The sequence below is a fragment of the Nocardiopsis sp. CNT312 genome (assembly GCF_000515115.1).
Classification (GTDB): domain Bacteria; phylum Actinomycetota; class Actinomycetes; order Streptosporangiales; family Streptosporangiaceae; genus Nocardiopsis.
In genome coordinates this window covers 250,327-268,603 of sequence record NZ_KI911538.1, presented here as the reverse complement: position 1 = coordinate 268,603, position 18,277 = coordinate 250,327, and the positions used below count along the sequence as shown (strand labels likewise).

23 protein-coding genes are annotated in these 18,277 nt (G+C 69.7%); 15 read left to right on the top strand and 8 right to left on the bottom strand.

Translation table 11 applies throughout. From position 1 onward, the window contains the following. Positions 1–366: 366 nt before the first annotated feature. The 6 genes from B042_RS0121500 (at position 367) to B042_RS26810 (ending at position 4,792) form a co-directional block, all read left to right on the top strand. Positions 367–1,278: a helix-turn-helix transcriptional regulator gene (locus B042_RS0121500; protein ID WP_231494162.1), complete on the top strand. Its 912-nt coding sequence runs from the start codon at positions 367–369 to the stop codon at positions 1,276–1,278. An 8-nt stretch (positions 1,279–1,286) separates the two neighbouring features. Further along, positions 1,287–1,478: a DUF397 domain-containing protein gene (locus B042_RS0121495; RefSeq protein WP_028650091.1), complete on the top strand. Its 192-nt coding sequence runs from the start codon at positions 1,287–1,289 to the stop codon at positions 1,476–1,478. 693 nt (positions 1,479–2,171) lie between these two features. Then, on the top strand, positions 2,172–2,537 hold the full coding sequence (locus B042_RS26820) for a methyltransferase domain-containing protein (protein ID WP_028650090.1): 366 nt from the start codon (positions 2,172–2,174) through the stop codon (positions 2,535–2,537). Between the two features lie 4 nt (positions 2,538–2,541). Then, the gene (locus B042_RS26815) at positions 2,542–2,907 is read left to right on the top strand and encodes a hypothetical protein (protein WP_028650089.1); all 366 of its coding nucleotides are present in this window, start codon (positions 2,542–2,544) and stop codon (positions 2,905–2,907) included. Between the two features lie 470 nt (positions 2,908–3,377). Continuing rightward, entirely contained in the window at positions 3,378–4,487 is a 1,110-nt protein-coding gene (locus B042_RS0121480) for a protein-L-isoaspartate O-methyltransferase (RefSeq protein WP_028650088.1), read from the top strand. A 116-nt stretch (positions 4,488–4,603) separates the two neighbouring features. Continuing rightward, positions 4,604–4,792, top strand: a complete 189-nt coding sequence (locus B042_RS26810; RefSeq protein ID WP_081748930.1) for a hypothetical protein — start codon at positions 4,604–4,606, stop codon at positions 4,790–4,792. Positions 4,793–4,798: 6 nt separating this feature from the next. Here B042_RS26810 and B042_RS0121475 read toward each other — a convergent pair whose 3' ends face one another. The 3 genes from B042_RS0121475 to B042_RS0121465 form a co-directional block, all read right to left on the bottom strand. After that, the gene (locus B042_RS0121475; RefSeq protein ID WP_028650087.1) at positions 4,799–6,034 is read right to left on the bottom strand and encodes a phosphatidylserine/phosphatidylglycerophosphate/cardiolipin synthase family protein; all 1,236 of its coding nucleotides are present in this window, start codon (positions 6,032–6,034) and stop codon (positions 4,799–4,801) included. A 127-nt stretch (positions 6,035–6,161) separates the two neighbouring features. After that, positions 6,162–6,947 (bottom strand): bifunctional 2-polyprenyl-6-hydroxyphenol methylase/3-demethylubiquinol 3-O-methyltransferase UbiG, encoded by a 786-nt coding sequence (locus B042_RS0121470; RefSeq protein ID WP_028650086.1) that lies wholly within the window; start codon positions 6,945–6,947, stop codon positions 6,162–6,164. Between the two features lie 92 nt (positions 6,948–7,039). After that, the gene (locus B042_RS0121465) at positions 7,040–7,627 is read right to left on the bottom strand and encodes a class I SAM-dependent methyltransferase (protein ID WP_028650085.1); all 588 of its coding nucleotides are present in this window, start codon (positions 7,625–7,627) and stop codon (positions 7,040–7,042) included. 70 nt (positions 7,628–7,697) lie between these two features. On the opposite strand from B042_RS0121465, the gene B042_RS24170 reads away from it, so the two are divergent. The 4 genes from B042_RS24170 to fdhD all read left to right on the top strand — a co-directional run bounded on the left by B042_RS24170 (position 7,698) and on the right by fdhD (position 10,648). Beyond that, positions 7,698–8,150 (top strand): MerR family transcriptional regulator, encoded by a 453-nt coding sequence (locus B042_RS24170; RefSeq protein ID WP_051415879.1) that lies wholly within the window; start codon positions 7,698–7,700, stop codon positions 8,148–8,150. Between the two features lie 39 nt (positions 8,151–8,189). Then, positions 8,190–9,047, top strand: a complete 858-nt coding sequence (locus tag B042_RS0121455) for an HAD family hydrolase (protein WP_231494161.1) — start codon at positions 8,190–8,192, stop codon at positions 9,045–9,047. Positions 9,048–9,122: 75 nt separating this feature from the next. Further along, positions 9,123–9,683, top strand: a complete 561-nt coding sequence (locus tag B042_RS0121450) for a DUF2087 domain-containing protein (protein WP_369797745.1) — start codon at positions 9,123–9,125, stop codon at positions 9,681–9,683. Positions 9,684–9,769: 86 nt separating this feature from the next. Continuing rightward, complete coding sequence (gene fdhD, locus B042_RS0121445) at positions 9,770–10,648, top strand: formate dehydrogenase accessory sulfurtransferase FdhD (RefSeq protein ID WP_028650082.1); 879 nt, start codon at positions 9,770–9,772, stop codon at positions 10,646–10,648. A 75-nt stretch (positions 10,649–10,723) separates the two neighbouring features. On the opposite strand, the gene B042_RS0121440 is transcribed toward fdhD, so the two are convergent. The 3 genes from B042_RS0121440 to B042_RS0121430 form a co-directional block, all read right to left on the bottom strand. After that, positions 10,724–11,011, bottom strand: coding sequence for a hypothetical protein (locus B042_RS0121440; RefSeq protein ID WP_028650081.1), 288 nt, complete (start codon positions 11,009–11,011; stop codon positions 10,724–10,726). A 102-nt stretch (positions 11,012–11,113) separates the two neighbouring features. After that, positions 11,114–11,851 carry a Crp/Fnr family transcriptional regulator gene (locus B042_RS0121435; protein WP_028650080.1) on the bottom strand — a complete coding sequence of 246 codons (738 nt, stop codon included), beginning with the start codon at positions 11,849–11,851 and terminating at the stop codon, positions 11,114–11,116. A 187-nt stretch (positions 11,852–12,038) separates the two neighbouring features. Further along, the gene (locus B042_RS0121430) at positions 12,039–12,338 is read right to left on the bottom strand and encodes a hypothetical protein (protein ID WP_028650079.1); all 300 of its coding nucleotides are present in this window, start codon (positions 12,336–12,338) and stop codon (positions 12,039–12,041) included. Positions 12,339–12,826: 488 nt separating this feature from the next. Between B042_RS0121430 and B042_RS0121425 the strand changes: the two genes are divergently transcribed. Next, positions 12,827–13,279 (top strand): hypothetical protein, encoded by a 453-nt coding sequence (locus B042_RS0121425; protein WP_028650078.1) that lies wholly within the window; start codon positions 12,827–12,829, stop codon positions 13,277–13,279. 71 nt (positions 13,280–13,350) lie between these two features. Here the strand turns inward: B042_RS0121425 and B042_RS0121420 are convergent, their stop codons facing one another. Together B042_RS0121420 and B042_RS0121415 are read right to left on the bottom strand one after the other, a co-directional pair. Further along, a complete protein-coding gene (locus B042_RS0121420; RefSeq protein WP_231494160.1) occupies positions 13,351–14,091 on the bottom strand; it encodes a Crp/Fnr family transcriptional regulator in 741 nt (246 codons plus the stop codon). Positions 14,092–14,522: 431 nt separating this feature from the next. Next, complete coding sequence (locus B042_RS0121415) at positions 14,523–14,702, bottom strand: hypothetical protein (protein ID WP_028650076.1); 180 nt, start codon at positions 14,700–14,702, stop codon at positions 14,523–14,525. Positions 14,703–15,112: 410 nt separating this feature from the next. On the opposite strand from B042_RS0121415, the gene B042_RS0121410 reads away from it, so the two are divergent. The 4 genes from B042_RS0121410 (at position 15,113) to B042_RS0121395 (ending at position 18,207) form a co-directional block, all read left to right on the top strand. Beyond that, positions 15,113–15,355 carry a hypothetical protein gene (locus B042_RS0121410; RefSeq protein ID WP_028650075.1) on the top strand — a complete coding sequence of 81 codons (243 nt, stop codon included), beginning with the start codon at positions 15,113–15,115 and terminating at the stop codon, positions 15,353–15,355. Positions 15,356–15,541: 186 nt separating this feature from the next. Beyond that, a complete protein-coding gene (locus B042_RS0121405) occupies positions 15,542–15,904 on the top strand; it encodes a hypothetical protein (RefSeq protein ID WP_028650074.1) in 363 nt (120 codons plus the stop codon). Between the two features lie 255 nt (positions 15,905–16,159). Beyond that, entirely contained in the window at positions 16,160–16,531 is a 372-nt protein-coding gene (locus B042_RS0121400) for a DUF485 domain-containing protein (RefSeq protein ID WP_028650073.1), read from the top strand. Continuing rightward, positions 16,528–18,207, top strand: a complete 1,680-nt coding sequence (locus B042_RS0121395) for a cation acetate symporter (protein ID WP_028650072.1) — start codon at positions 16,528–16,530, stop codon at positions 18,205–18,207. The genes B042_RS0121400 and B042_RS0121395 overlap by 4 nt, the downstream gene beginning before the upstream one ends. Positions 18,208–18,277 lie beyond the last annotated feature (70 nt).

Here is an 18,277-nt window from a genome sequence, read left to right as displayed (position 1 = left end):
GCGGCGAGCAGGTCGTTGGTGGTGATGTCGATCATGCGGCCGCCCCCCGGAGGGTGAGCAGGCGGGCGATCACCTGGGCGAGCGGGGCGAGGTCGCCCGCCGGGTGGGCGTAGAAGCGCACCCGGCGGGCGCGGCGCGGACGGCGCGGGGGCGGNACGGCGGTCGCGAGCCGCCACGCCGGGCGGGGTTCGTGGTGTCGCGGGCAGCGCAAAGCGCACACCTCCAAGGCAGGGCCGGATGGGAGGTCCGGCGGGATCTTCAGGTACTGCCATCGTCCCCACAGACGTCTAAAAATGCAAGACCAACTTTTGATTTGGTGAGATCATTCTTGGTAGGCACCTTGCTTGAAGATTGGTGATGAGTGAAATGTCCGGTAACCCAGATGCCCTCATAGGATCAAGGCACAAGCACCAGGCCGACATGGAGGAGGCGGACGTGACGGCATCACCGCCCCTGAGCAAGCGCCGCCTGTCCCGGATGCTGCGCGAGAGCCGAGAGGCGACAGGGCTGACCGCCGACCAGGTCACGGAGAAGGCCCGCGAACTGGGTGCCACCAAGTGGTCGGCCTCGAAGATCACCCGCTTGGAGCGGGACGAGTGGGTACGACCCAAGCTGGAGGACGTCGAACTCCTCCTCGACGTCTACGGCGTCCACACCTTGGACGAGCGCGAGGAGTACGTGCGCCTCGCCAAGGAGGCTCGACAGAAAAGCTGGTGGCGCAGCTACGACGACGTGATCGAGGGCAAACTGACCGGCCTGGAACCCGGAGCCTCACGCATCCGCGACGTCGCCCTGACAGTGATCCCCGGACTGCTCCAGACCCAGGTCTACGCACGCGCCGTGATCATCGGCGGTGGCATCGTGGACACCCAGGAGATCGACCGCCGGGTGGAGGCCAGGATGCTACGCCAGCGCATCCTGGACCCACAGGCCGACGGACCGAAGTACTGGGCGATCATCGACGAGGCCGCCCTGCGCAAAATCCCGACAGAGACGCGGGAACAGCAACTGCGCCACCTCATCAGCATCCAGCGCTCAGACCTGCGCATCCAAATCCTGCCGGACAGCGCAGGGCTCCACGCCGCAGTAGCTGGGGGTTTCACGATCCTGGACTTCGCCGAGGACTCCGGCCTGGTGTACACCGAGAACGCGGTTCGGGAGCGGGTGCACGATGATGGTGAGGACACCGAAGCATTCGACCTCGTGTACCAGCATGTGAGCGCATCCGCTCTGGGCGTTCAGGAGTCGACCGCATTCCTGAAACGCCTGATCGACTAAGGACCACCATGAAATCCCACGAACTGAACTTCCGTAAGAGCAGCTACAGCGGAGCCCGCACCGAGAACTGCGTGGAGGTCGCCGGTTTCCCCGGTGGCTCGGCTGTACGTGACACCCAGAACCGTGGGCTGGGGCACCTGGAGTTCCCCGGTTCGGAGTGGGCGGCGCTGCTGTCCACAGCGAGCGCCCTGGACCTGTAGCGGGAACGACAAGGCCCCCGACCAACGGTCGGGGGCCGTGCCGTGCTTTACCTGAAGCATCCCGCACCGAGTCTATCTCCAGACCGTTCCACCGACCAGACGGCGGGCCCGCAGGGCTGCGTATGTGTACTCAGGGCGATACGGTTGTGGGCAGGCCACGCAGCGGATACCACAAGAAGATAAAGCGCTACGTTATCCCAGGTCATTTAGGGTGAGCCCCGCGCACGCGGGGATGGACCCGTGACCGTCAGCAGCGACGCCCCGGTACCCGGGTGAGCCCCGCGCACGCGGGGATGGACCGAACACGGGTCCACGATGTTCCACAGCCACACGGTGACCGACTCCGACCACTCCTGCCGACAGAGAGCAATCGCAGAGTTACCTTTGCCAGAGGCGGTTCTTCCCCGGCTCAAGGCGGTTACGTGGGCAAGTACGAAGAGAAGAAAGACTCGGACGGCCAATAGCCGGGTCCCATCCCCCCACCCAGTCCCAACGACGGGGGTAGCGACGGCGGCAAGCACGAACGGGACGACAAGTGACCGACGCCGTCGAACTCCGGTCCCGCCTCGCGGAGGACCTGGTGGCCAAAGGCCATCTCTCCCCCGCTTGTCGGGCCACCTTCGCCGGCGTGGAGCGCCACCGGTTCATCCCGGACACGATCTGGATCGATACCTCGGACCCCCGCTCCGGCCTGTGGACGACCCCGACGACTGGCTCAGGGCGTACTACGCCGATCAGCCGCTCATCACCCAGTTCGACGACGGGGAGGGCACCGGGGCCGGATACAGCTCCTCCTCCGCGTCCATGCCCACCACGGTCGCGATGATGCTGGAGGCCCTTGACCCGGTACCGGGGGCGCGGGTGCTGGAGATCGGGACCGGCACGGGGTACAACGCCGCGCTCCCGGCCGCTCGGACCGGCCCAGGCCGCGTGGTCAGTGTGGAAGTAGACCCCTCCGTCGCCGATCAGGCCCAGACCTCACTCAAAACGGCGGGACACCTGGTCAGCGTGATCACGGGCGACGGCACACACGGACACCCCCCAAGGCGCGCCGTATGACCGGGTGCTCGCCACTGCCGCCGTCCAACACGTGCCCTACGCCTGGGTGGAGCAGACGGTACCCGGCGGCAGATTCGATGGCCACGACACGCGCAGCGCGGCCTACACCGTCTATCTGATGGACCCCTACCAGGGGCCATGGGCATCGTGGCGCGTCGAGCCCTGGGGCAGCAATCACCGGGTGCGTCAGCACGGGCAGCGCCACCTCTTCGACGAGGTCGAGGCCGCGTACCGGTGGTGTCTGGGGAGCGGAAAGCCGCCCCACACCCGGTTCGGGCTCGATGTGGACCGGGCCGGGCAGCGGGTGCAGCTGGAAGAGGCGGACGGCTCCCGCCGACGCGTGGAGGCGGTCGATCCGGACCGGCTCTGATACCGGCTGCGGTGTCTCCGCTCCGGCCAGGATAGGGATTCCGACAGATTCGGCGAAGCCGGCACAGACTCCGCACCCCCCAGGGAACGCGATACGGTGTGCACGGAACCACTTCCGTACGCGATACGGGCGGTGGGCCGTGTCCCCCGGTCCGACGGGCGGACTCCGTTTCGGTGCGGGTGAGTCCGGCCGGACCGTGACCGGAGCCGCAGGCCGCGGCACCGCACGGGATCCCCCCGGCTCTCCACCCACTCTCCTCGCGCAGCTTGCCACAGGGCACGCATCCCACCGTGGCCGCGCTGTGTGAACCGGGCGGACACCGCGAAGTCACGAGCCGCACAACACGGCGGTCACCGGTCCTGCGACACTGTGGTTTCCCCCTGTGACTCACCCGACGAACCCCATCCGGCCGACCGCTGCACCTCCCCGGTCCCCACGGACCGCCAGCGGCCAGCACGAAAGGGCGGTACGTGCTCCCTCCACACGAGAAACTGATCTCACGCCTCGAACAGGCCGGGGACCTGCGTCCGCGCTGGCGTCCCGCCTTCGAGCGCGTGGAGCGCCACCGCTTCCTCACCGACCGGATCACCGCGCCGAACGGCACGGTCGTCGACCGGCGCACCGACGAGGGCCGGTGGCTCGCCCTCGCCTACTCCGACGAGGACCTCCTCGTCCGCCCGGACGGGGGCCCCGCCGATCCGGCGTCCAGCCCGTCGACCGTCGCACGGATGCTCGCCCACCTGGACGTGTCCCCAGGTATGCGGGTCCTGTCCGTGGGCAGCGACACTGGCTACGGCAGCGCGCTGCTCGCGCACCGCCTGGGCGATGAGCAGGTCATCACCGTCGAGGCCGACCCGGTCCGCGCCGAACAGGCCCGGGTCAACCTGATCGGCACCGGCTTCACCCCGCTCGTCGTGACCGGCGACGGCCTCCAGGGCTGGCCCGCGCGGGGACCCTACGACCGGGTCATCAGCACCGTGTCCGTGCAGCGCGTCCCCTACCACTGGGTGGCCCAGACCGAGCCCTGCGGCCGTATCCTCACCCCGTGGGGCACCTCCTACCGCGACGGTGTCCTGGCGGATCTGCGGGTCGGCCCAAGCGGCACCGCCTCGGGCCGCTTCATCAGCGGCCCCTTCTGCCGGCCGTGGCCGGAGGTCACGGCCCCCGCCGCGCAGGACCACCCCCGCTTCCCCGGGTCCGGGGGGTTCTCGGTCACCCGTACCGATCTGCGGCCGAACGAACCCGTCGACGACTTCGACGCCTCCTTCGCGATCGGCCTGCACCTGCCCGGCGTCACCGTCCGGGTGCTGCCCGACGACGGCCCCGGGTTCACCGTGCACCTGGCCGACCCGCGCACCTCCTCCCGGGCCTCCTGGCGTGTCGACCCCGAACGGGACTCCGGCGGACACGAGGTCCGCCAGTACGGACCGCGTGAACTGTTCACCGAGCTGGAGGCGGCGTACCGCTGGTGGACGGAGGCCGGTCGGCCCGCACACACCAGGTTCGGTCTCACCGTCTCCTCCGAACTCCAACTGGTGTGGCTGGACGAGGAGTCCCGCCTGGTCGCCTCCACCACCTGAGAAACCGCGCACCCCCACCGTGTCGCCATGACAGCGGACGGTAACTGCCCGATCATGGCTGGCGAGGGCGAACACGGCCGGCCCCAGACCGGCCGTCCGACGCAGGGGGGCGCACCATGGGGGAAGCGGAACGGTCCGACGACGGCGAACCGTCGCGCCCCCGTGGCCGGCAGCGCGGCGCGTCCCCGTCGGCGATCTCCGGAGCACTGCACCGCACGCCCCACCCGGGTCCCCAGCACTGGGGCGGTCCCCGGCCCCGCCGCGCTGAGCGCGATCCCCTGTTCCCCCAACGTCTGAAGCCCTGACCGGGTTCAGAGGAACGGCCGCCAGGGGGCGAGGACGAGTTCACCGAACTTGGCGGCCACCGGCCGGCCGCACCATTCCGCCATGGTGAGTTCGCGGGCGTTGGCGAGGTCGTTGGCGAAGACCTCCTCCAGGTGCCCGGCCACGCCCTCGTCGAAGATCTCGACGTTGATCTCGTAGTTGCCGGTCATGCTCAGGCGGTCCACGTTGGCCGTGCCGATGGTGCTCCACTTGCCGTCCACGGTCGCCGTCTTGGCGTGCACCATGGCGTTCTCGTACAGCCACAGCCGCACGCCGCCCCGCAGGAGCGCCGTGTACTGCCCCCGGGCCAGCCAGTCGGCGATGACGTGGTTGGAGCGGTCGGGGACGAGCACGTTGACGTCCACGCCGCGCGCGGCGGCCTGGGTGAGGGCGTGCAGCAGTTCGCGGTCGGGTATGAAGTAGGCCTGGGTGAAGAGCACCCGTTCGTTGGAGCGGTCAATGGCCTCCAACAGCATCGCCCGGATGGGGTAGATGAGCTGTTCGGGCACGTTGCGCTGCACCCGCATGCGGGAGTCCCAACCGGTGTCGCCGATGTGGTCCAGGGCAGGCTGGCCCTCGCGCCGGTTGGTGTTCCAGAAGTCGACGAAGGCGTTCTCCAGCTCCCACGTGGCCGGGCCGATCATCCGCATGTGGGTGTCCCGCCACTCCGTGGCGTACAGCGACCCCACGTTATACCCGCCCACGAAGCCGGTCTCCCCGTCCACCGTGAGGATCTTGCGGTGGTCGCGGCCGGACTTGCGCACGTTGAGCAGCAGGATCCCGGGCCGGAACGCCGGGTACCGCAGCACCCGCACGTTCGGCGGGAAGTCGAAGAAGGACTGGGGGACGACGAGGTTGGCGAACCCGTCGTAGATGACACAGACCTCCACGCCCCGGTCGGCGGCTTCGATGAGCGCCTGCTTGAACTCTCCGCCCACCCGGTCGTCCTTGACGATGAACGACTCGAACAGGATCCGGCGCCGCGCCCCGCGGATGGCGGCGAGCATGTCCTTGTAGACGTCCTCACCGTAGGTGTACACGGTGATGGCGGTCTCTCCCACGGCCAGTTCCGCAGGGGGCGTACGGGGAAAGCCGATGCGGCGTGAGCGCGCCTGTTTGCGCCAGTGGTCGACCCCGATGACCGTCGCGGCGACGCCCACCTGGGCCGTGAGCAGTCCCGCGACCCCCCATTTGAGCACGGACACGAGCCTGGCGCGTCGCACTGTCGCCTCCCGAACGGACGCTGACCGGCACGGGGAGCGCCCCGAACGCCGGTATTTCGACACGAAGTGGACTTCCAACGTATCCCGTTGAGCACCGCCGCGCGGTGTTCCGGGCCCGTGTCGGCGCTCAGTCGCGCATGCGGAAGACCACCAGTTCCGTGGTGGGGCTCTCCCGCCGGGTGCGGACCATGCTCCGCTCGAACGGGTACAGGGCGGCGCCCGCCAGCCAGCCGGTGGGTGCGGTGATGGTCGCCGCCCGCAGCATCCCGCCCCACAGCTTGCGCCAGAGCAGGGGGGAGTCGACCTGCGCGTTCATGAGGACGAGCAGGGGCACCCTGCGGACCAGGTCGAACCCGGCCTTGTCCGCGGTAGCGCCGATCCACTCCAGGGTCCGGTTGACCTGGTGCTCGCCGCGCTGTTCAGGGCGTTGCAGGCAGTTCTCCGAGACCACCAGGTATCCGCCGGGACGCAGCACCCGGGCCAGTTCTCGGAAGGCCCGCGCGTAGCGGTCGTCGTCGGTGATGTGGAAGAGCACGTCCATGCACGAGGCCGTGTCGAAGGCGTCTGTGTCGAAGGCGTCCAGGTCGGACACGTCCTGGCGGACGAACCGGTGGTCGGGGAAGCGTCCGCGCAGCCGCGCCACCGCCGCGTCGGTCATGTCGCACCCGGTGATGTCGCCCGCGCCGAGGCGCTCCCACAGCCGGATGTAGAAACCGGTGCCGCTGCCGACGTCCAGGACGCTGTGGCCGCGCGGGGCCAGGCGGGCGGCCTCGCGGAGGAAGACCTCCTCCCGCACCCGGTACATCCACCGGTTGAAGGGGCGCCCGAGCGCCCGGTACCCGACCCCGCTCTCGGTCCAGTCGCCTTCGAGGCGGCGTTCCCAGAAGTCGCGCAGTTCGCTGTGCCTAGCCATGCACCAACTGTCACACCACGCACGCGAACAGTCGCGCTTCCGGGGCGGTGTTTCGGTACTTCGCCCTCGGGCCGCACCGCTCCGGGGGTGTGTCACGGTCGGTGTGCGGTCACCTCGTCCAGGAGTCCGAACGCCGATCTGCGCACACGGTCGACGGTGAACCCGGCCTCGGCGGCGACCTCGACCGGCCTGCGGCGCGGCCGTTCCTTACGGGCCTCCCTGCCCCGGAGCGGCCACCTGGTGTACTCGACGTGGTCGGCCAGCCGCAGGGAGCCGCCGGGCATGAGGACCCGCCGCATCTCGTCGAGGGCCCGGCGCTGGTCGGGGATGGTGCACAGCGCCAGCCCGCACACCACGGTGTCGAACTCCCCGTCACCGAACGGCAGGTGCTGGGCGTCGCCCTCGACCAGGCGCGTCCGGAGGCCGAGCGCGGCGGCGCGCTCCCTGGCCCGGTCCAGCATGGCCGGGGTGAGGTCCACCCCGGTGACGTCCGCTCCGTCGGCGTAGTACTCCAGGTTCTGGCCGGTGCCCACCGCGACCTCCAGGATCCGCCCGCGCGCCGGGCCGCACAGGCGCTTCCGGAGCCCGCCGAGCAGCAGTCTCTGTGCCCTGGCACCGCGGTCGTACCCGTCTGCCTGGCGGGTCCACCGCTCACGCATCGCCTGTGTTCTCTCGTCCACCACGAACTCCCCCTGTCTGCGCCGGCCTTCGGCCCTTGACTGCGTCGCCAGTGTGCGAGTTCATGTCGACATGAAGTCAAGCGGGGAAGAACTGTCCATCGGAGACCTGGCGGCCGGCTTCGGTCTGGCGACGCACGTACTGCGGCACTGGGAGGCGGCGGGGGTGCTCCGCCCGGCCCGACGGGTGGGCGACCGGCGCCGGTACACCCGTGAGCACCGCCTGCGCGTGGCGCTGATCCTCCAGGCCCAGGCGGCGGGGTTCAGCCTGGAGCAGATCAGGGCGCTGGTCGAGGCCCCCGACGGTCCGGCACGGCGCGGCCTGATGCGCGAGCACCTGGCGGAGCTGGACGATCGGATCGCGCGGTTGCGGGCCACCCGCGACATGATGGCCTGTGCGGCCGACTGCGGTTCGGAGGACGTTCTGGAGTGTCCGACGATGCGCTCCGGCCTGGAGTCGGTGGCCGCCGAAGGCGGCCGCGCCGCGGGGCTCGCTGCCCACCGGGCGCCGTTCGGGGTGTCGTGACCGCCGGGCGCGGGGTGTTGCCGGTTGTGGCCACGGGAGATGCTCGCGATGGTCGGCACCGACCAGGATAATCCGATCATGGTCTCTCCCCGGGTCATCGCGACCGATCTCGACGGCACGCTCCTCCGATTCGACGGTTCCCTCTCCCCCCGTACCCTGGACGCCCTGGCCGCCGCCGAGGGCGCCGGCCTGAGGGTGGTCATCGTGACCGCCCGGCCGCCGCTGGCCACCACGATGGTCTCCGACCGCTTCACCTGGGCCGCGCGCGTGTGCGCCAACGGTGCCTTCGTCCATCTGCCCGACGGCTCGGACCCGCTCGTCCAGGCCCTGGATCCGGGAACCGCCCGGACCGTCATCGAGAAGCTGGCCGCGGCCGTGCCGGACCTGGGGTTCGGGATCGAGACGGGTGAGGGCTTCTTGCACGAGCCCGGGTTCGAACTGAGCTCGTGGGCTGGGGATCCGGGCGCGCCGTGGCTCACGGCGGTCCGGTCGGTCGACGAACTCCTGGAGCGGGCGGCGCCGATCGGCAAGCTGATCACACGTTCGGCGGCCACCCCGCTGCACGTACTGCGGCCCGCCGCAGCGGCGGCCGTCGGCCCGCTCGCGGAGATCTCCTACTCGGGCGGCAACCGCATGCTGGAGCTGAGCGCTCCTGGGGTGAACAAGGGGCGTGCGCTGGCCGAGCTGTGCGAACGGTGGGGGGTTCCCGCCGACGAGGTCGCCTACTTCGGTGACATGCCAGCGGACCTGCCGGCGCTGGCGTGGGCCGGGCACGGGTACGCGATGGCCAACGGCCACCCGGATCTGCTCGACCCGGCGCTCGGTCTGCGCGTGGCGCCCTCGCACCAGGAGGACGGCGTGGCCCAGGTCGTGGAGGGCTATCTGGCCGGGCTGTGACCACGGGTCGCGAGGCGCCGACACGGAGCCATGAAATCGCTGCAAAATAGTAAGAAAGCACCAAAAGTACTGGTCGTGGCCGCGCAGACCTTCTACGCTTCCCAGGCGGAACGTTTCACGCTCGACCCGGAGGGCCCTGTGCCGCACCCCACCCAGATCGCCTCTTCACTCGCCGACCCCGAACGGCTGAACCTGTTCGCCCGCGTGGTCTGCGCGGGACCGGAGGGGCTCGCCTCGGAGGACCTGCGAGCCGGCGGCCCCCAGGCGGCCAAACGGCTGTCACGCCTACTCCGCGACGGCCTCCTGCAGGAGAGGAACGAGCGGGTCGTGGCCGACACCGGCGTGTTCCAGGAGGCCGTGGAGGGCCGTCGACCCGTGGAGGCCACACCGGTCGACACGCTGTTCCACGAGGGCCGCCTGCGGGAACTCCCCGCCAAGCGGGCCCTGCGCCGGGCCACCCTCCGGCGTGTGGCCGACCGCCTCTTCTCCCCCGAAGAGGAGTACACGGAGAAGCAGGTGAACTCCGCGATCCTCACCTGCTTCGACGATCCTTCCGCGATGCGCCGCTACCTGGTCGAGGAGGGCTACCTCGAACGCGAGGCCGACGGGAGCAGGTACCGCGTCGCACGGGTCTGAGCCCGTCCCCGCCGCGCCTGGCGCGGCGGGGACGGGACGGGCGGAAAGCGCCGACGAGATCACCGATCACGAGGGGGGCGAGGCGCATGGGACGGTCCACGGTCAGAGGAAAGGTCCTGCGGATCAGGGACGGGGCGGCGAGCGAACGGGTGGACACCCTCATCGCCGAGGAGCCCCTGGAGATCAGGGTGGACGGCACTCCGCTCGCCGTCACCATGCGCACCCCGGGGCACGACTTCGATCTGGTCTCGGGGTTCCTCGTCGGTGAGGGCGTGGTCGCCGCCCGCTCGGAGGTCCAGGCCATCCGGTACTGCGCCGGGGCCGCCGAGGACGGCACCAACACCTACAACGTGCTCGACGTGTCCCTGTCCCCGGGCGTGCCGCGCCCGGACACCTCGCTGGAGCGCAACTTCTACACCACGTCCTCCTGCGGTCTGTGCGGCAGGGCCAGCCTGGACGCGGTGCGCATGCAGGCCCAGTGGCTGGTCTCCGACGACGCCCTGCGCGTGGGTGCCGACACCCTCGGGCTGCTGCCCGAGCGCTTGCGCTCCTACCAGCGGCTCTTCGACCGCACCGGGGGGCTGCACGCGGCGGGGCTCTTCGACGGCGAGGGGGAGATGCTCGCGGTCCGCGAGGACGTGGGGCGACACAACGCCGTGGACAAACTGATCGGCTGGGCGCTGAACTCGGGCCGCCTGCCGCTGAGGGAGACCGTCCTCGTAGTCTCCGGACGCGCCTCGTTCGAGCTCGTGCAGAAGGCGTGGATGGCCGGCGTGCCAGCCCTGGCCGCCGTCTCGGCGCCCTCGTCCCTGGCCGTCGACCTGGCCGCCGAAGCGGGGATGACCCTCGTCGGCTTCCTCCGCGGCTCCTCGATGAACGTCTACACGGGGCAGGACCGGGTGCTGCTGGAGGAACGCGCCGGCGCTGCGCCGGGCACCGGGGACCGTGAAGCCCTGGGCCGGTAACGAACCGCTTGCGAACGGGCCCGACCCCGGCCGGGGTCGGGCCCGCGTCGCTGGCGGCTTTCGGGAGCCGCCGGGCTAGTAGGCGCCGCTGAACACGTTGTAGGACGACGCTCCGTAGGGTCCGGCGAAGCTGCCGCTGGCCTTGTAGAACGATCCGCCGCTCCAGTAGCCACCGCCGTAGCCGTAGCCGTAGCCACTGCCGGCGAAGCTCTTCACGTGGTAGCTGGACGCTCCGCCGTACCCGACGAAGGATCCGTGGGACGACCAGTACGCGTCCGCGGAGGCCGCGGCGGGTGCTGCCAGAGCCAGAACGGGAGCGGCGAGGACCGCGGCCGCCAGACGGCGTGCGCTGCGCTTGGCCATGGTCTACTCCTTTGCAACGGAGAATGGTTGTATCCGCAACCACTAACCAATCAAGCACCCTCACGGCCGAAACGCAGTCCAACTGTCTCCTAGATGACCGAATCAGTGTCCTGCGTCACCGCGCGCCTTCTTGGCGAGGCCGTCGGGGTCCAGGATCTCGATCGCGGCGTAGCGCATCTCGATGAGCCGTTCCCGTTCCAGCCTCTTCAGGACGCGGTTGAGGGAGGGCCTGCGCACCCCGAGCATCGCCGCGAGGGTCCGCTGTGGCAGCGGGACCACCTCGCTGGAGGCCTCGTCCAGCAGCAGTTGCGCGGTCTGCTCGGTCAGCGACTTGCCCAGGAGGTCCATGATCCGCATCTGGCTGGCGTCGAGGCGGCCGGCGATGCTGGCGAGCCACCTGCGGGCCAGTGCGCGGTGCTCGGACATGAGGCGTTCGAAGTCCGCGGCCCGGAGGTAGAGGAGTTCGACCTCGTCGGCGGCGCGTGCCGTGTAGGGCAGGGGCTTGTCCAGCAGGAACTGGATGTCGCCGTCGACGTCTCCGGCGTGTCTGATCTCGACGACGGTGTGCTCGTCCCCCGAGCCGACCGAGAGTTCGATGTGGCCGGAGCGGACGATCCACACCCGTGAGGCGGGGTCGCCCTCGCGGAAGGCCACGGCGCCCCTGCTCAGGGTCTGCCGGTGCAGGTACGCGGCGAGCGCGGAGAGGTCGCGGGGGGTCAGCGGCGCCGCCGAGCCCCGGCCGACGGAGCGGGCCACCCACGCGGCCTGCTGGATCAGCGGATCGCCGGTGTCGGCGCCGTTGAACCGGCCCGTGGTCACCGGTGTCGCCCTCACGTCCATGTCCGTCCTCCGTCCACGCCCGCCGCTCCCCGGGGTGCGCCCCGCGGGAAACGCGTGAGCGGGGGTCCCGCACGTGGGCGGGACCCCCCTTCGCGGTGATCGGACCGGCCTCGCAGGGCCGAGCGGAAAACCACCGTCTCCGGTGTTCCGTCCCGGCGAGGCCGTCACCGCCTCTCTTGTCGGGCAACTAGTTGGCGAAGCTGAAGATGTTCTGCGACCCGGCGCCGTGCGGGCCGGCGAACGAGGCGTTCGCCTTGTAGAACGACCCGCCACCGCCGCCGTAACCGCCGTAACCGCCGCCGTATCCGTAGCCGTAGCCGTTGCCTGCGAAGGCGGTGATGCTCTGGGACATCGCTCCCTTGGGTCCGGCGAACGAGCTGTGACCGTGCCAGAAACTGTCGGCCATGGCGACGGACGGCAGACCCAGAGCGAGCATCGGGGCCGCGACACCGGCGACCAGGACACGGGCGATCGTCTTCGACTTCATGGAATACCTCCTAGCTCAACGGACGGGCCGAGGCCCGGTCCGAGCCCTTGGCCGGTTCCACCCGGCGCACCGGTTCCGGTGTGCCCGGCGGTTCCCGCCCCGGGTCTTCCCCTCCAGAAGTCCTCGGAAGGAACCCGGGTCACCGATGCGCAGATCCGGGAATACCCGGCTGCTCAGCGGCAACGGGCTCCACATAACCACATGAAATCAGACGCACAGGCTTATCTGTGATCGAAGCGACAGTATTTCCTTCATTTTGCCCCATACATGAGAGCAGTTGCCGAAGCAGCATCAAAACCATTCTCGCCCCCATGGGGCCCTCGGAGCACCACCACGAGGGATCCCGCCATTCTCCCGCCCGAGCAAAAGACAACGGAACTGTCGTAAGTACGACACATTTCCCCCGTTGAAGCAGCGTGCCGGTGTTCTGATAGCCGACGAATCCACGAAAAACTGCGACTACCTGCATCCGATGCATAGGAGTGCAAATGTCTGAACTCGTTCGACGCACCGTCCTGAACAAGAAGTTCTGGCCCGGGGTCGCGATGGCCGCCCTCATCGGCGGCTCCCTGTCGGTGGCGGGTGTGGCCACCGCCGACACCGTCGACGACAACGCCGAGCAGGCTGCCGAGGACACCAACCGCGGTGGCCGCGACGACCACCACGGCAACGACGGTGCCGGCATCCACAGCGAGGCCGACGGCGCCGAGTTCCACGAGGTCTGCGACGGGGCGGGCCCGGGCGGCGCCTTCGAGGGCCCCTGCCCCGTTGCCGAGGAGGGTGGCGCCGCCGTTGTGGGCGGTGCCCCCGAGGTGCTCGCCACGACCGGCCCGTCCGAGGACCTCGCCCTGATCGGCGGTGCCATCGCCCTGACCGGCGGTGTGGTCATGTACATGACCCGCCGTCGCCGCGAGGCCGCCTCCTCCGAGGCCGCCGAGTAGCACTGCGGACATCGGAGAACACGGGGGCGGGGGCCCGAAAGGGCCCCCGCCCCTTCTTCTTCCTCCGTGTCTCAGTCCGCCCGCTGGGCCAGCCCGTAGGGGTCGAGGATGTCCACGGCCCCGTAGCGGAGACGGATGAGGCCCTGCCCCTCCAGTTCCTTGAGCACCTTGTTCAGCGACGGACGGCAGACACCGAGCATCTCCGACAGTTTCTGCTGGGGCACGTCGACCACCCCCGAGGCGGCCTCGTCCAGCAGCAGGCGGGAACTCTGCTGTGTGAGCGTGCGCCCGAGCATCCCCACGATCCGGTCGTGGGAGTAGGACAGCCGCTCCGCCATGGTAGACATCCACATCCGGGCGATCTGGGGGTGCTCTGCCAGCAGTTCCTCGAAGTCCCGGGGTGCCAGGGTCAGGCACTCGGTCTCCTCCAGGGCCCGCGCACGGTACGGGAACGGCATGCCCAGCAGCTTCTGTATGTCGCCGTCGATCCCTCCCGAGCGCATGATCTGCACGATCAGCGGACGCTGGCGCCCCTTGACGGCCAGTTCGAGCCGCCCGGCCCGGACGATCCACACCCCCGCCTCGCTGTCCCCCTCACGGAAGGCCAGCTCACCGCGGCGGAGCAGACGGGTCCTCAGCCTGGAGGCCAGGGCCACGACCGCTCCGCGCCCGGGCCGGGCCGCGGAGCGGCCCTCCAAACACGAGACGACCCACTCGGCCTGGTGGAGCCGCTCCGCGTCGACCGTCTCCTCTGTCGTCCTCGGTGCAGGGACTCGGTAGCCCTCCGCACGTCCCACACTGGGCGCCTGCATGTTGTTCAACGGTCCCTCACCCGAACTCGTGCTCGCCTGACCGGCGACGTGGACGGTGGATACGTGTGGCCGCACAGCCACAGGCAGAAGGGAGGGCGCGCCGCGTGCACCGCGGACCGCAACAGCGGTACACGGTGGTGGAACCGGTACATGTCCGGGCGGCCGCAGCCGCCTCTCCCCACACGAACGCCAGCCTTCCTCTTGTCCGCGATTACAACACGACGGAGCGTAACGGTCCCGGACGGCACATCGCTCCGAACCGAGAGACAACGAAAATATTCCTTTACCGAGGAACACGTCCGGAAACGCACCATAATCCGGTGCTTGCTAACGGGCCGCCGACGGAGACGGACGGGCCGGGGAGAAGAGGCACACGAGAGGGGCACCCGGCCCTGACGGCCGAGCGCCCCAGAGAACCCAGGAGATCCAGGTTAGAGCTTGCCCTCGATCTGGTTCGCCTCGACGCGGACCGACTGCTGGTCCTCGTCGTCGGTGATCGTGAGACGGGCGTTCTGGCCCTTGCCCTGGACCTCGTGCACCTGGCCGGTGCGGATCTGGTCGTTGTGGCGGCTGCTGCGGAACTGGACGCGGTCGCCCTGCCTGTAGGTCATCTGTATCTCCGAAATGATGAGTTGTATACGGTTCCAGGCGCTTAACACCATGAGTCCGCAAGGACCGGTAGCGCCCGAACAACTCGCAATCTAGACCGCACCCACGGGGACCGGCACGACATGGCGAGCCGAATGTCATATCAATGACAGTCCTTGTCATAGGAAGTACACATCGGGCATCACTCCACTAAGAAGTTGAAACCCTAAAGAAAGAGTCATAACAACCGCACAAAGCGTACGAATCATCACCTGGTGTGCTTACGTGGAGATGTCGCCATCGCGTGGCGTCCCACCGCGCCGCCCGGATCCTCGGCAGGGTTCATGGGTACAAGGGGCCCCCGTCGACCGGACGGGCGGAACGCGGACGGACGGACACGCCGAGCGCGGGCCCCGGCGCACCGGGGGATCCCATGGACAGGAGACACATCGCGCGAGCCCTGTTCGCAGGATTCGCGGCCCCGGCGCTGGCGTTCGGCGTGCCGTCCACCACGATGGCCGACACCGCGCCGTCCTCCGGCGGCTACCCCAGGACCCGTCACGGGCACGACTGCTTCCGCCACCACGGCTACGGCTACGGCAGCTACTACGCCAGCTCGGTCGGCCACGGCGGCGACAGATACCACCGAGGATCTCCACACCGTCACGGAATGTGAGGAAAGCGCGTGTCATTGACCGCGCCTCCGACACGCATAGGACAGGCTCCCACTGTGGCGACGGGCCTCGGGCCCGGAGCCGCCCTCGCGAGAGGAACACGCGCCAACGCACGCACACCCGGGGAGGCCCGGCCCGCGCGGGCCGGGCCTCCCCGCTCACGCGCCGCCCCGAGGGAAGGACGCCCATTGACCGTGGACCACAACGCACCGCCGCAACGCACCGCCGCCCGGACCGGCCGCACCCGCAGCGCGCCGCGCGCCTTCGGCCTGGCCCTGCTCCCCCTCGCCGCCGCGGCCGTCGTCACCGGGACGGCCACCGCTGCCGCCGCCGACGACGGCACCGCCATCGCGGTCGGCGGACGCCCCGGGCACACCGAGTTCGAGCTCGGCTACGAACACCGCACCCTCCGCATCGGCGGCGACGGTGCCCGCCTCACCCTCGTTCGGAGCACCGTCGACGAGGACGGATCGGCGACCTACACCGAGAGCGAGTACTTCGCCGGCCCCGGCGGCGCCGGCGCCGACATCGTCCGCACCTGGGTCGATTGATCCCGGCCCTGGGGCGGCGCACTCCACCGGCCGCACTCCGCCCCAGGGGCCGCTCGACGACCGTTCACCGCTCCATCCGACCGTTCGCCGCACACTGGGCGACCACTCGACGCTCCACCCCCGCGTTCGGCGCTCACGGAGCCACAGCACCTCCTCCCCCAGCGTGTCCCTCCTTACAGTGCCCAGTAACGCAGGTCACACCGCCGCAATCACCACGAAACCGGCGGGAACCGCTCATCCCCCTGAGGAGGACACATGGCAGAAGAGAAGCAGACGGGCAGTCCGCCGACGAACGGCGGCATCTCCGAGGAGGCGCTGATCGCCATGCACAGCGATCCGCGCTTCAACGAGCTCAAGCGCCGACTGTACCGTTTCGTCTTCCCCATGAGCGTGGCCTTCCTGGCATGGTTCTTCCTCTACGTGCTCATGTCGGCCTTCGCACGCGACCTCATGGGCACCGTGCTCTTCGGCAACGTGAACTTCGCGCTGGTGTTCGGCCTGCTCCAGTTCGCCTCCACCTTCGGCATCGCCGTCGCCTACACGTCCTATGCCCGCGGCAAGCTCGACCCCCAGGCCACCGAGCTGCACGACGAACTCGTCCGCAGCAGTGAGGAGGCCACCCGATGATGCTCGCGGCGGAAGCGACGAGCGAGAGCACCCGCCTCGTCACCCTGGTCCTCTTCGGCCTCATGGTCGCGGCCACGATCGGCATCACGATCTGGGCCAACCGCAACACCCGCAACGCCACCGACTTCCACTCGGGCGGACGCGGCTTCTCCCCCCTCCAGAACGGCCTGGCGATCGGCAGCGACTACATGTCGGCCGCCTCCTTCCTCGGCATCGCCGGCATGATCGCGCTGTTCGGCTACGACGGCTTCCTCTACTCCATCGGCTTCCTGGTGGCGTGGTTGGTCGCCCTCCTGCTCGTGGCCGAACTCCTGCGCAACTCCGGCCGCTACACCATGGGCGACGTGCTGTCCTACCGCATGCAGCAGCGCCCCGTCCGTACGGCCGCGGCGGTGTCCACCGTCGTCGTGTCGATCTTCTACCTCCTCGCCCAGATGGTCGGTGCGGGCGCGCTCATCGCCCTGCTGCTGGGCATCCAGGAGGGGCAGACCTTCCTGGGCATGAGCGCCGACGTCGCCAAGATCGTCGGCATCGTGGTCGTCGGCCTGCTGATGACGCTCTACGTGTCGCTGGGCGGCATGAAGGGCACCACCTGGGTCCAGATCGTCAAGGCCGTCATCCTCATGGGCGGCGCGGCCCTGCTGACCCTGCTCACGCTGTCCCTGTACGGCTTCAACCTGGGCGCGCTGATGAACGACGCGGCCAGCGCCAGCCAGCACGGCGCGGCGCTCCTGGAGCCCGGGCTGCGGTTCGGGGTCGAGGTGCCCGGCGACGCCGTCGCGACCATGTGGAACAAGCTGAGCCTCATCAGCCTCGGCATGGCCCTGGTCCTGGGTACGGCCGGCCTGCCGCACATCCTCATCCGCTTCTACACGGTCCCCGACTCCCAGAGCGCCCGTAAGTCGGTCAACTGGGGGATCGGCCTCATCGGTGTCTTCTACCTCATGACGCTGGTGCTCGGCTTCGGTGCCGCCGCCCTGGTCGGCCACGAGGCCATCACCGCGCAGAACCCGGGAGGCAACACGGCCGCCCCGCAGCTCGCCCAGACCGTGGGCGAGCAGATCGGCGGACCGTTCGCGGGCTCCGTCCTGCTGGCGCTCATCGCCTCGGCGGCCTTCGCGGCCATCCTGTCCACCGTGGCGGGGCTGGTCATCGCCTCCTCCTCGTCCCTGGCGCACGACTTCTACAACTCGGTGCTGCGCAAGGGCAAGGCGACCGGAAGCGAAGAGGTCAGGGTCGCCAAGCTCACCGCCCTGGGCATCGGTGTCGTGGCCATCGTCCTGGCCGTGTTCGCGCAGAACCTCAACGTGGCCTTCCTGGTCTCGCTGGCCTTCGCGATCGCCGCCTCGGCCAACCTGCCCACCCTGCTGCTCAGCCTGTTCTGGAAGCGGTTCAACACCAGGGGCGCCCTGGCCGGCATCTACGGCGGCCTCGTCTCCGCCGTCGGCCTGGTGTTCTTCTCGCCGGTGGTGTCGGGGTCGGAGACCGCGCTCGTCCCGGGCGCCGACTTCGCCTGGTTCCCGATGCCCTACCCGGCGCTGGTGTCGGTGCCCTTCGGCCTGCTGTGCGCGGTCCTGGGCACGCTCAGCTCCAAGGAGCAGGACTTCGACAAGTTCGCCATGCTCCAGGTCCGTGCCCTGACCGGCGCCGGAGCGGAGAAGGCGGGCAGCCACTGACCAGCGGGCGCCCGGAAGGCCGGGCGCCCGCCTCCGAAACCATCCCCCCGGAGCCGGGGCCGCCTACGGC